General features: G+C 70.1%; 11 protein-coding genes and 1 pseudogene. 7 read left to right on the top strand and 5 right to left on the bottom strand.

What is annotated here, in order from left to right:
* The first annotated feature begins 101 nt into the window (after nt 1-101).
* On the top strand, nt 102-3146 hold the full coding sequence (locus LTV02_RS06565) for a helix-turn-helix transcriptional regulator (RefSeq protein WP_233038998.1): 3045 nt from the start codon (nt 102-104) through the stop codon (nt 3144-3146).
* Nucleotides 3147-3235: 89 nt separating this feature from the next.
* Here LTV02_RS06565 and LTV02_RS06560 read toward each other — a convergent pair whose 3' ends face one another.
* The 4 genes from LTV02_RS06560 to LTV02_RS06545 are packed head-to-tail and all read right to left on the bottom strand — an operon-like array spanning nt 3236 to nt 5762.
* On the bottom strand, nt 3236-3493 hold the full coding sequence (locus LTV02_RS06560; protein WP_233038997.1) for a YciI family protein: 258 nt from the start codon (nt 3491-3493) through the stop codon (nt 3236-3238).
* Between the two features lie 16 nt (nt 3494-3509).
* A complete protein-coding gene (gene nusB, locus LTV02_RS06555; RefSeq protein WP_233038994.1) occupies nt 3510-4019 on the bottom strand; it encodes a transcription antitermination factor NusB in 510 nt (169 codons plus the stop codon).
* A 19-nt stretch (nt 4020-4038) separates the two neighbouring features.
* Nucleotides 4039-4602 (bottom strand): elongation factor P, encoded by a 564-nt coding sequence (gene efp, locus LTV02_RS06550; RefSeq protein ID WP_233038992.1) that lies wholly within the window; start codon nt 4600-4602, stop codon nt 4039-4041.
* Between the two features lie 35 nt (nt 4603-4637).
* The gene (locus LTV02_RS06545; protein ID WP_233038990.1) at nt 4638-5762 is read right to left on the bottom strand and encodes a M24 family metallopeptidase; all 1125 of its coding nucleotides are present in this window, start codon (nt 5760-5762) and stop codon (nt 4638-4640) included.
* Between the two features lie 149 nt (nt 5763-5911).
* Between LTV02_RS06545 and LTV02_RS06540 the strand changes: the two genes are divergently transcribed.
* From LTV02_RS06540 to aroB, 4 genes and pseudogenes are all read left to right on the top strand, one after another.
* Nucleotides 5912-6700 (top strand): A24 family peptidase, encoded by a 789-nt coding sequence (locus LTV02_RS06540; RefSeq protein WP_233038989.1) that lies wholly within the window; start codon nt 5912-5914, stop codon nt 6698-6700.
* Between the two features lie 60 nt (nt 6701-6760).
* A complete protein-coding gene (gene aroC, locus LTV02_RS06535) occupies nt 6761-7969 on the top strand; it encodes a chorismate synthase (RefSeq protein ID WP_233038988.1) in 1209 nt (402 codons plus the stop codon).
* 233 nt (nt 7970-8202) lie between these two features.
* A pseudogene (locus LTV02_RS06530) lies at nt 8203-8700 on the top strand (shikimate kinase); the annotation flags it as partial.
* 1150 nt (nt 8701-9850) lie between these two features.
* Nucleotides 9851-10969 (top strand): 3-dehydroquinate synthase, encoded by a 1119-nt coding sequence (gene aroB / locus LTV02_RS06520; RefSeq protein ID WP_067713424.1) that lies wholly within the window; start codon nt 9851-9853, stop codon nt 10967-10969.
* Nucleotides 10970-11032: 63 nt separating this feature from the next.
* On the opposite strand, the gene LTV02_RS06515 is transcribed toward aroB, so the two are convergent.
* Nucleotides 11033-11518: a B-4DMT family transporter gene (locus tag LTV02_RS06515; RefSeq protein ID WP_233038987.1), complete on the bottom strand. Its 486-nt coding sequence runs from the start codon at nt 11516-11518 to the stop codon at nt 11033-11035.
* Nucleotides 11519-11619: 101 nt separating this feature from the next.
* On the opposite strand from LTV02_RS06515, the gene LTV02_RS06510 reads away from it, so the two are divergent.
* Nucleotides 11620-12237, top strand: coding sequence for a helix-turn-helix transcriptional regulator (locus LTV02_RS06510; protein ID WP_233038983.1), 618 nt, complete (start codon nt 11620-11622; stop codon nt 12235-12237).
* 13 nt (nt 12238-12250) lie between these two features.
* On the top strand, nt 12251-12703 hold the full coding sequence (locus tag LTV02_RS06505; protein WP_233038981.1) for a DUF3291 domain-containing protein: 453 nt from the start codon (nt 12251-12253) through the stop codon (nt 12701-12703).
* The last annotated feature ends 22 nt before the right edge of the window (nt 12704-12725 follow it).

Below are 12725 nucleotides of genomic sequence, written 5' to 3'. Positions count from 1 at the left end.
TCTTCGGTCTGAAATGCCTCACCACCAAACCGTGCCGGGGCGTGGGGAGCATCCGGGAAACCACGGGATATCCCCGAATACCGGGCGAAAGGGGCACCGATATGCTCCCGAGCGACCGTCCGCACGGAAAGGAGTGCGCGATCGAGGCGTTCGTCGGCCGCGACCATCAGCTCACCAGCCTCGATGCGGCGTGCACCGGGTCCGGGGGCGGGGTGGTGCTCGTCGAAGGGCCCGCGGGGATCGGGAAGACGCGGCTGCTGGCGGAATTCGCGCGCAGGTGTGCGACGCGGCGGGTCGTCACCGTCGCGGCGACCGAGTTCGAGCAGGGTGCGCCGTTGGGGCTGGTCGAGGATTTGCTCGAGCGGTTGGACGGTCCAGTCGGCGGGAAAGCGCACCGACCGGACGCCACCGGAGTGCGGCCGGAGCACTTCGCCGGTGCAGCCGGCGGGAAAGCGCACGGGCCGAGCGCCACCGGCGTACGGCCGGAGCACTTCGCCGGTCCGGCCGGCGGGGAGACGCCCGGGCCGAGCGCCACCGGAGTGCGGGCGGAGTCGAGGTGGGAATCGCCGCTCGCGACACCCCCTTTCGCGCGGGATGGCGATCCACGGGCGATCGCGCGGATGGTGCGCGCTCGGCTGGAGACGGAACCGACAGTTCTGATCGTCGATGATGCGCACTGGGCCGACGCCGCGTCGCTGCGCGTGCTGGCGGCGCTCATCCGGCAACAGGATTCGGTGTCCGCCCGGTTGGTACTGGCCTACCGTGAGGGCCAGTTCCCGGCGGCGCTCGGTCCCGCGTTGCGATCCGGTGGGCGCGCGGCCACCCATCTCGTCGTACCGCCGCTGTCGGATGCCGATACGGCCGAGCTGCTTCCCGAGCTGGGCGTGGTCCGGCGTCGGCGATTGCTCATCGCATCGCACGGAAATCCGCTCTACCTGCAACTCCTCGCGGACCACTCCCCCGCCGAGCTCGATGCCCTTGCGCACGACGCCGATTCGGTCGACCTCGCCGCCGAACCCGCGGCCCTGGACCGGACCATCCGGGCGGAACTGACACAGCTCCCCGAAGCCGAACGACGAGCAATCCAGGCTGCCGCCGTCTGCGGCCCCACCTCGGATATCGAATTGCTCTGCGCCACTGCCGAATCCGACCGCCACACCGTGACCGCCGCCATCGACGAACTGGTCCGCCGCGGCTGGCTCACTCTCGGAGATCGCCGGATCACCTTCCGCCATCCCTTGATCCGCACCGCCGCCTACGGCCTCACCGGCCCCGCCGCCCGCGCCGAAGCCCACCGCCGCGCCGCCGATTTCCTGCGCACCGCCGACGCCCCGCTTCTCGACCGCGCCCGCCACCTGGAGCATTCCCTGTGCGGCCGTGACGATCTCGCCGCCGCTGAACTCCTCCACGCCGCCGCTGAACTCCTCCACGCCGCCGAACAGACCCTCGCCACCGTCCCCGCCACCAGCGCCCGCTGGGCCGCGGCAGCCCTCCGCGCCGCCTCCGACCCGCCCGAGAGCAGCGACGGCGCGGCGCAACTACTCCTCGGGCGCGCGCTGCTGCTGTCGGGATCCGCGGCGGACGCACGCGAAATCCTCGAAGCCCTCGCAACCCGGGCGGGTCCGAACCAGCTCGAAGCGATACTGCTGCAAGCACGTTGCGAACGGGTCCTCGGCCGCGCGGACCGAGCACGCGCTCTGCTCGCCGCCGTGGCCGCGCCTCTCAACGTGCCCACGTGCGATAAGACCGGTCGACCGGACGGATCCTCCGAACTCCGCGGCGCCGAAGACGATTCGGCGGTCGCTACGACGGGGGCATTCGGGGCGCACAGTGCGGGGGTGCATCTGGAGTTGGCGATTCTGGAGATGCAGGACAATCGGGAGGCCGAGGGCGCTGCCCGAGTGGCGGCGCTGTTCGAGTCGGGGGCGGTGCGGGATCCGGCGATTCGGGCGGCGGCTACGACTTTGCGGAGCATGGGACTGCTCACCGGCGGGGACATGGCGGCGGCGCAGGCCGAATATCAGGTGGCGGAGCGGGAATTCGGGCGGCTGTCGGAGACGGAGTTGCTCGATGCGGTGCATGCGGCGGCGGCGCTGGGGTGGATGAGCTACTTTCTCGATGATCAGCGGACCGGGCTGGCGCATATCGAGCGAGCTGTTCAGGTGAGCCGGCGGCGGGGGTGCAATTTCATTCTGCCGGAATTGCTTACCGTGCAGGCTTATTCGCTGGCCAAGCTGGGACGGTTCGCGGAGGCGCTGGCTGCGGCCGAGGACGCCGCCGAGACGGCCGAACTGTTCGGGTATCACGATATTCCGCCGCTGGCGGGAGCACTGGAGCTGCGGGTGCTGGCGCATACCGCGCCGCGGGAGGCGCTGCTGGAGCGGTGGCGGGCGATCGATGCCATGCCGCGACCGGTCATGCGGTGGTGGCGCGGGGTGGTCGAGGCCGCGCTCGACGAGTATGCCGACAAGACCGGATGCGAGGCGCCGAATCCGATTGGGGCGCAGCCAGATACCCAGCATCCGATGCGGCCCACCGAGCTGGCGGTGCGGGCGCGGGAGGCGATCGCGCAGGGCCGGACCGAGGAGGCGAGCGGGCTGGTGGAGCGGGCAGAAGACGCGGCGCGTGGCTCGGGGCTGCCCGCACAGCTGGCCGCCGCCGCCCACGCGCGGGCCGAATACGCGTCGGCGCGAGGCGATTTCGACCTCGCGTTGGCGGCGGCGCGCACGGCCATCGACGGCTACGGGGTGGCGGAAATGCCGGTGCAGCGCGCGCAGGCGCTACTTCTGGCCGCGCAATTGTCCGGGCAGCAGGGAGATTTCGGCCTGGCCACCGCCCGGATCGCGGCCGCCCGGGCCGAACTGGTCGCGGCGGGTGCGCACGAGTTGCTGGCGGAAGCGACTGCCGCGCAACGCCGTCTGGCGGGACGCCGCTCGGTCAGCGGGGACGCGGCGCTCACCGAACGGGAACGCGAAGTCGCCGAACTCGCCGCGCGCGGCTTCAGCAACAAGGACATCGCGGGGCGGCTCTTCTTGAGCCCGCGCACGGTCGAGGACCACCTCGGCCGGATTCTGCGCAAGCTGGGCCTCACCGGACGCGCCGGAATCGCGCATCGCCTGGCGGAATTGGAAGCCGGGACTCGATAACCGGCGAAGAACGACATTCCGCCCGGCAGTCGGGCATCTCTGCGTCAGGGCCGTTGCCGACCTGCGGCGTCACCCGCTCGCGGCGGCTGTCAGCCGGTGATTTCCCACTCGTAGACGGTGAGTTCCGACGCGCCCGTGGTGTGGATCGGGTCGGTGTGCACGAGTTCGCGTGCGGCATCGAGGGATTCGGCGGTGATCACATACGCCCCGCCGGTGCCGTCGGTGAATTTGCCGGTCTCCACCAGCTGTCCGCGCGAACGGACCTGCTCCAGCCACTCCTTGTGCGGAGTGACGACGGCGGAGTCGAAGCGCGGGGTGCGCATGGCCATTACCAGGTACTTGCGCACCCTGCGCTGCTCCTTCTTACTTGTCGTCCGCAGACGGCGTGGCGCGGGTGGCCGCGGCGGCGGCGCGCACCTGCGGCGCCACCTGCACGACCTGACCCAGCACACCGTTGATGAACGACGGCGAATCGTCGGTGGACAGCTCCTTGGCGAGCTCCACCGCCTCGTCGACGGCCACCACGGGCGGGACGTCACCGGCGTGGAACAACTCCCACACCGCCACCCGCAGAATGGCGCGGTCCACGGCGGGCAGCCGGGACAGGGCCCAATCCTGCAGGTATCCCTCGATGGTGGCGTCCACCCGGTCCAGATCGTCGGCCACGCCTTCGACCAGGACCCGGGTGTAGGGGTTGACCGGGGCCACCGAATCGTCGTTCACGGCCAGCGCGACGCGTTCGGAGAGCAGGTCCGCGGGGTCGATATCGCGGGCCTCGGCCTCGAAGAGCAGGTCCACGGCCCGGCGACGCGCCTTGTGCCGCGCACCGAGTTTCTTGAAACTCGACTTCTTGTCCACTGGCTGGTCTGCCACGGTCACCATTATCCGCGCGTCAGGAGTTGACGCGGCTGATGTAGGAGCCGTCGCGGGTGTCGATGCGCAGCTTGTCACCCTGGTTGATGAACAGCGGCACCTGAACCTCGGCGCCGGTCTCCACGGTGGCGGGCTTGGTGCCGGCCGAGGAGCGGTCGCCCTGCAGGCCCGGCTCGGTGTGGGTGACGATGACGTCGATGGCGACCGGGAGCTCGACGAACAGCGCCTCGCCCTCGTGCATGGCGATCTGCACGCCCATGTTCTCCAGCAGGAAGCCGGCATTACGGCCGAGCAGCTGCTCGCTCAGGTGCACCTGGTCGTAGGTGTCGCCGTCCATGAAGATGAAGTCCTCACCGTCGTGGTAGAGGTACGTCATGTCCCGGCGGTCGACGGTCGCGGTCTCCACCTTGACGCCGGCGTTGAAGGTCTTGTCGACCACCTTGCCCGAGACCACGTTCTTCAGCTTGGTGCGCACAAAGGCGGGACCCTTACCCGGCTTCACGTGCTGGAACTCGACGATCTGCTGGAGCTGATTGTCGATCTTCAGCACGAGGCCGTTCTTGAAGTCGCTGGTGTCCGCCACTGTCCTCGGATCTCCTCTAGTCGGTCGACCGCGCGTCAGTCGACGACGGTCAGGTCTTTGCTGGTGCGGGTGAGCAGTTCCGGGCCCCCCTTGCGAACCACGAGCGTATCCTCGATCCGGACTCCGCCGCGGCCGGGGAAATACACACCTGGCTCGACGGTCACCGCCACGCCATCCAGCAGTGTACCCGTGCCGGTTTTGGCGATTCCGGGCGCTTCGTGGATCTGCAGGCCGACGCCATGTCCCAGACCGTGCACGAACAACTCGCCGTGGCCCGCGGCCTCGATGACCGAGCGGGACGCGGCGTCCACCGCCCTGGTCGATACGCCGGGGGCCAGCGCTTCGCGCCCGGCCCGCTGCGCCGCGTAGACCAGGTCGTATACCTCGCGCTGCCAGTCCGAGGGCTCGCCGAGCACATAGGTGCGGGTCATATCGGAGTGGTAGCCGTCGACGGTGGCGCCGAAGTCCAGCTTCACGAAATCGCCCTGGGCGAGCACCGCGCCGGTCGGGCGGTGATGCGGGACAGCCGAATTCGGGCCGGCGGCCACGATGGTCTCGAAGGAGACGGCGTCCGCGCCGTGCTCGAACATGAGCCATTCCAGCTCCCGGGCCACCTGGCGTTCGGTGCGGCCGGGGCGGATGCCGCCGCGTTCCAGCAGGGTGGCCAGGGCGGCGTCGGCGGCAGCGCAGGCGGCGGCCAGGCGGCCGACCTCGTAGGCGTCCTTGACCATGCGCAGCTGTTCGACCAGGCCGGAGATCGGGACCAGGTCCAGGCCGGTGCCCAGGGCCCGCAAGCCCTGATGCTGTTCGACGGTGACGATATGGCTCTCGAAGCCGACGCGGCCGGTCTGCCATTCGCCGGCGATCTCCATCACCCGGCGGGCGCTGGCGCGGTTGATCTCGGCGCGCAGGTCGGGGACCTGCTCGCCGACCTGGGTGATGTAGCGGCCGTCGGTGCAGATGATGGTGCGGTCCTCGCTGGAGTCCCAGGCGTACACCAGCAGCGCGGCATTGGACCCGGTGAAACCGGTCAGGTACCGGATATTGATCAGGTCCGTGACCAGCAGCGCATCGACCCGGTTCTCCACCAGCAGGTTCCGCAACGCGGCCCGCCGCAGCGCGTAGTCCGGACGCGGGGGCACCGACTCGTGATCAGCCATGCGTCAAAGCTACCGCCGACACGCCACAACACCGACACCGAGCATGCCGACGCGCCCGCCGGAACAGTGGTTGTCCACAACCGATGCGGCTATCCACAAATCGATTGCGACCGGCATGTCGAATGCCGAACTACGACACCGTGAATGGCATGCCCCCGGCCACCTCCACCCCTGATCTCCGCGCCGCACTCGGCCCGGCCGCGGAACTCTCCAGCCTCACCACCACGCTGGGCAACCCAGCCACAGCCGTCGGCGACTCCGCCACCCTGCTCGGCCAGCTCTCCCCGGCGGTTGGCAGCATGTTGACAACGCTCGGACCCAGCGTGGCGGCCATCGTGTGGTGTGTGGTGCTGATCCGTGCCGACCTGTGTGAACGGCGACTTCCCAACGCGCTCACCATTCCTGGCGCCGTGGTCGTGCTGGCGTACGCGACGGGGTCCGGGCGACTCGGCGTCGCGCTCGTAGGCGCGCTCCTACTGGCCTTGCCCTATTTGGTGGTGCATCTGGCCGCGCCGGGTGCGCTCGGGGCGGGGGACGTCAAGCTCGCGATGGGGCTCGGTGCGGTGACGGCGCTCGGCGGCGCGCAGTGCTGGGTGCGGGCGGCGCTCGGGGCTCCGGCGCTCACCGCGATCGGGGGTGTGGTCGTGCTGGTGGTGCGGTGTGTGCGGGCCTCCGATAATTCCTCGCTATCACGGGACACGCACCGTGCCGGGTGGTTGCAGGACGTGATTTCGGTGACGCGGACGGGGTCGGCCAGGGACGCGGGAGTGAACCCGGGTGGCGGAGTGCGCGTATGTGCGGGTGCGGAGACGAATTCGGGGGTCCCGAGCACGTCGCGACCTCCCGGTTCCGGTGCCGGCGGGCACCGCGGGGGTACCCTTCCGCACGGTCCGGGGATGTGTGTGGCGAGTCTGCTGGCGCTGGCGCTGGCGCCGTGACAGCCGCATGCGCCGGACCACGTGTCCGAGTGGCCTCATCTACATGGAAAGATGTAACCCGTGTTGCGTTGGATAACTGCCGGTGAATCCCATGGCCCTGCTCTCGTCACCATCCTCGAGGGGATGGTGGCCGGTGTCGAGGTGACCTCTGCCGATGTCGCCGAGCAGCTGGCGCGCCGCCGGCTCGGATACGGGCGTGGCGCCCGGATGAAGTTCGAGGCCGATGTGGTCACCCTGGTGGGTGGCGTGCGGCACGGGCGCACCATGGGCGGACCGGTCGCCATCGAGGTGGCGAACTCCGAGTGGCCCAAGTGGACTCAGGTCATGTCGGCCGATCCGGTCGACGAGGCCGAACTGGCGGATCTGGCGCGCAACGCTCCGCTGACGCGGCCGCGCCCCGGCCATGCCGATTACTCGGGCATGCTCAAGTACGGCTTCGACGATGCGCGCAATGTGCTCGAGCGGGCCAGTGCGCGCGAGACCGCGGCGCGGGTCGCGGCGGGCACCGTCGCCAAGAACTTCCTGAAGCAGGCGCTGGGCGCCGAGGTCATCTCGCATGTGGTGTCGATCGGCACGGCCGCCAACACCTCCGGCGTGGTGCCGAGCGCGGGCGATCTGGCCGCCATCGACGAGTCGCCGGTGCGCTGTTTCGACAAGGACGGCGAAGCGGCCATGATCGCCGAGATCGAGGCGGCCAAGAAGGACGGCGACACCCTCGGCGGCGTGGTCGAGGTCGTGATCGAGGGCCTGCCGATCGGGCTGGGTTCGTTCACTTCCGGTGAGGCACGGCTGGATTCGCGGCTCGCGGCGGCGCTCATGGGCATTCAGGCCATCAAGGGCGTCGAGGTGGGCGACGGGTTCGAGACCGCGCGCCGCCGCGGCAGCCAGGCGCACGACGAGATGAAGCCGGGTCCGGACGGCGTGCTGCGTTCCACCAACCGCGCGGGCGGGCTGGAAGGCGGCATGACCAATGGCGAGGCGCTGCGCGTGCGCGCGGCCATGAAGCCGATCTCGACGGTGCCGCGCGCGCTGGCCACCGTCGACATGTCCACCGGTGACGAGGCCGTCGCCATTCACCAGCGTTCCGATGTGTGCGCGGTGCCGGCCGCCGGTGTGGTCGCCGAGGCCATGGTGGCGCTGGTCGTGGCGCAGGCGGTGCTGGAGAAGTTCGGCGGCGATTCGCTGCCCGAGACCGTCGACAACATCAACGCCTACCTGAAGCGAATCAACGCGCGCCCGCACGTTCCGTCGGGCACCGCGTCACGGTGAGTCCCGAGAACGACCCGAATCCGGGCGACGCCGAACGGCGTTCGCCCGGAACCGATCAGCGCGCCGAGACCGCGCAGCCGGCCCCGGCCACCGACGCCGAATCGGGTCAATCCGACGACGCCGCGCTATCGAGGGACGCCGAGAGCGCGGTGGGCGCTACCGATCCCGCGACAGCCGACTCCGCGCGCACTCAGGACGAGGCGTCCGGCGCGGGTCACGTGCCTCGTGAAGGACTGCCGTCGAGCGTGGTGCTGGTCGGCCCGCCCGGTGCGGGCAAGTCCACCATCGGGCGCAAGCTCGCGCGGGAACTCGGGCTCGACCTTTATGACACCGACGCGGGTATCGAAGAGGAGACCGGGCGCACCATCCCCGAGATCTTCGCCGAGGACGGGGAACCGGAGTTCCGCCGGATCGAGGAAGAAGTCGTGCGCGCGGCGGTGCTGAACCGTCAGGGCGTCATCTCGCTCGGCGGCGGTTCCGTGCTGTCCGCCGCCACCCGCGAAGTGCTGCGCGGGCGCACCGTCATCTACCTGGAAATCAGTGTGGGCGAAGGACTTCGCCGCACCGGTGCCAGCACCAACCGCCCCCTGCTCAATGGCGACGACCCGGCGAGGAAGTACCGCGAACTCATGAAGATCCGCCGCCCGCTCTACCGCGAGGTGGCGTCGATCCGGGTCCGCACCGACGGCCGCAGCCCCGGCCGCGTGGTCCGCATGATCCTGGCCAAACTCGGCGTCGAACCCACCGTCCGCCTGGACGACCCAGCCACCGAACCCGCCCCCATCCCCAACGGCTCCGCCGGTTCCCGCTCCCGCCGCCGGCGCCGCCGCGGACGTGGCCGCGGCGACCAGCCCGCCCCCGCGAATTCGACCGCGGCGGTATCGAATCCGGACTCCGCCGCCGAAGCCACCGACGACAACGCCGAGATCCCCGCCGCCGACGGAGCCAAGCGCTCCCGCCGCAGCCGCCGCTCCCGCCGTCGCGGCCGCCGGAATTCCGACGCGCCCGCAGTGACCACGGGCCTCGGCACCACCGGATCGGACTCGGGCACAACGAAGCCGGCAACCGGTACCGACTTCGGCTCGGCGACAGTACGTTCCGATACCTCGCCCGCCGCCACACCGTCCGATGCGTCGCCGACCGCCACGCCGTCCGGCGGTACCGCGCCGACCGGTGACACGGGCGACCGAGCACGCTCGACCGGCGGCGGCCGCTCGGCTCGCCGCCGCCGCGCCGCCCGCGCCGCCGGAGCCCCCGCCGACATCCGAGCAGCCGGCGAAAGCGCCGCGAAGACTCCCGAACACCCCTCCGCCACGAATCCCGGCACCAACACCCCGGCCGGCACTCGCGATTCCGGCGGCCGCGATTCCGATGCCGCCCAAGCCCATTCCGGCCCTGGCGCTGCAGCCGCCCCCGGCGCAGGCCGATCCCGCCGGGCCCGCGCCCGCCGCGCCCGCGCCCGCGCCCGTCAACAGCCCGAAGGCACTGAACTCCCGGAGGCGCCCGTAGCCGCACCCGGCCCCGGCCCCGGCCCTGGCGAAGGTCCAGCATGATCGCCGCCCGCGAGCCGGGTGATCCGGTCGGAGCTGCCGCCAGGGCGGCGGTGTGCATCCGGTCCCGACGCCGCAGCGACGGTAGCCATGTCGATCCGGCGATGCCCACGAACGTGCGACGCTTCGGGGCCGACCGGCCGGCTCGTCACGAGACCGCGCCGGCTGATCACTCGGATCGAGCCGCGTTCGGTGATCCGATCGGGCGTTTGAAGCGAGACGACGACCGGCCGCGTGATGGTTCCAGGCCCGGTGGTGGTCCGGAATTCGCTGGCATACAACGTGTTCGACTGTCCCGCTCGGGTGCGGGACCATCCTTGGAGGAGAGCTGATGAGTGAGCCGACTCGTATCGAGGTTCGGACGGCCGATCCGTATCCGGTGATCATCGGGCGCGGGCTGCTGGGGGATCTGGTCGGTGAGGTGACCGGGCGGTCCGGGGTGCGGACGGTGGCGATTTTTTATCAGCCGCCGTTGGCGGAGACCGCCGAGGTGGTGCGGAAGGCGCTGGTCGAGCAGGGGATCGATGCGCATCGGGTGGAGATTCCGGATGCGGAGGCCGGTAAGGATCTGCAGGTCGCGGGGTTCTGCTGGGAGGTGCTCGGGCGGATCGGGCTCACCCGGAAGGATGTGATCATCAGCCTCGGTGGTGGCGCGGCCACCGACCTGGCCGGGTTCGTCGCGGCCACCTGGATGCGCGGGGTGAGCATCATTCATGTGCCGACCACGCTGCTGGCCATGGTGGATGCCGCCGTCGGCGGGAAGACCGGGATCAATACCGAGGCGGGGAAGAACCTGGTCGGCTGCTTCCATGAGCCGGCCGCGGTGATGGTGGACCTGGCGACCCTCGAGACGGTGCCGCGCAACGAGATCGTGGCGGGGATGGCCGAGATCATCAAGGCGGGATTCATCGCCGATCCGGTGATCCTGGACCTGGTGGAGCAGGATCCGCAGGCCGCCCTGGACCCGGCAGGAGAGGTGCTGCCGGAGTTGATCCGGCGGGCCATCCAGGTCAAGGCCGATGTGGTGGCGGCGGATCTGAAGGAATCGGATCTGCGGGAGATCCTGAACTACGGGCACACCCTCGGCCATGCCATCGAACGGCGGGAGCGGTACCGGTGGCGGCACGGTGCGGCCGTATCGGTCGGCCTGGTGTTCGCGGCCGAACTCGGCCGGCTCGCCGGACGCCTCGACGACGCCACCGCCGAACGGCACCGGACCGTGCTCGAAAGCATCGGGCTGCCCACCACTTACGATGCCGACGCACTGCCGCAGCTGCTGGAATCCATGCAGACCGACAAGAAGACCCGCTCCGGCGTGGTGCGGTTCGTGGTGCTGGACGGCCTGGCCAAGCCCGGCCGGCTCGAAGGCCCGGATCCGTCGCTGCTGGCCGCCGCCTATTCGACCATCGCGCGCGAGCAGAGCCCGGGCGGCACCGGAATCCTGCTCTGACACATGACAAAGGAAGCGCCCGTGACCGAACCGGTCACGGGCGCTTCGCCGTTCGAGGGCGGCTCAGACTCCGGCCGGTTCCTTGTTCAGGCTGACCTCGGCGTCCGGCTTCCCGGGCGCGTTCTTGCTCTCGCGGCCGACCAGGAAACGACCCAGCGCCACGCCGATCATGGCGGGCACGAAGATCAGCAGGATGATGAACGACGCCGACGAGGTGAGCTCGAACAACAGCCCCTGATCGCCGAGATCGAACTTGGGCACGAAGTCCAGCAGCCACGCCACCAGCCCGGCGCCCAGCCCGCCGGCCACGGCGGCCTTGAGCCAGCGCATGGTCAGATCGGCGCCGCGCTCCGGATCCGGATTGGCTCGCCGATCGGCGCGGCCGTCCAGCACGCCCCAGGCGAGCACGGCCCCGACCAGCACGATCAGGCCCAGCATCCGCATCCAGGAACCTGAGGTCGGCCAGTACACCATGGCGAAACCGAGCACGGTTCGCAGCACAATGGTCAGCGCCCCCAGAGCTACGGCGCGCAATACCCACGCATTCATGTTGATCACCTTAACCTGCGCGGCCGCGCGGTCGAACTGAAACCCGTTCCAGAACTGTATCCGTTTCGTGCGGGCGCTTCCTACGCAGGTAGAAATAGGCGGTGAGCATCGAAGCCGTCGCGCTGCTGCAGGATCCGATCCGCCGGCGTCTCTACGACTACGTGGCCGCCGCCGATCACGAGGTCAGCCGGGACGAGGCGGCCGCAGCGGCGGAGATCAAACGACCCCTGGCGGCCTTCCATCTGGACAAATTGGCCGAGGCCGGGCTCCTCGACGCGGTCTTCCGGCGACCGGAGGGCAAGACCGGGCCGGGGGCCGGGCGACCCGCCAAGTTCTATCGGCGCGCCGCCGCGGAATTCGCCGTCACCCTCCCCGCCCGGGATTACGCCACCGTGGCGTCGGTCCTCGCCGAGGCCGTCGAGCACGCGGGCATGGACGCGGCGATCGCGAAAGCCGCTGCCGCGCAGAGCCCGTCGCTCGCGGGCCGCGATCTCCTCGAGGTGCTGCGCGAGCGCGGCTACGAACCGTATGCCGACGGCGCGGTGATCCGCCTGCGCAACTGCCCTTTTCATCGCCTGGCCGAGGACTTCCCGCCGCTGGTGTGCGGCATGAACCTCGCCCTGCTGACCGGTCCGGCGGCCGAGGCGGGCTGGCAGGCGCACATGGATGCCGCCCCGGGGCGTTGTTGCGTCAGCTTTTCTAAAAACAACGATAATTAGTTATAGTCCTGACATGCACCTCGCACAGCTCAATGTCGCCCGCCTGATCGCACCGGAAGGCGATCCGCGCGTCGCCGAGTTCTTCGACGCGCTCGACGAGATGAACGGCCTGGCCGACCGCTCCCCCGGTTTCGTCTGGCGGCTCACCGACGGCGAAGCGAACAATGCCATGTCGATCCGCCCCGATCCGGCGCATGCCGATCTGGTGGTGACCCTGAGCGTGTGGGAGTCGCGCGAAGCGCTGTTCGACTACGTGTACCGCAGCGGCCACATGGATTTCCTGCGCCGGCGCCGCGAATGGTTCCTGCCGGGCAGCGGGCCGAACGCGGTGCTGTGGTGGGTGCCCGCCGGGCACATCCCCACCGTCGAGGAGGGTATGGAGCGCTGGAATCGCTTGCGCGAGAACGGCCCTGCGCCCGAGGCGTTCACCTTCCGCAATACCTTCCAGCCGCAACCGGTGTCCTGAGACACGAAGAAGCCGGGACAGG

Origin of the sequence: Nocardia yamanashiensis (assembly GCF_021183565.1) — a bacterium.
GTDB classification, from domain to species: domain Bacteria; phylum Actinomycetota; class Actinomycetes; order Mycobacteriales; family Mycobacteriaceae; genus Nocardia; species Nocardia yamanashiensis.
The sequence above is the reverse complement of the archived record's forward strand: the minus strand, read 5'-3'. Positions and strand labels throughout refer to the sequence as shown.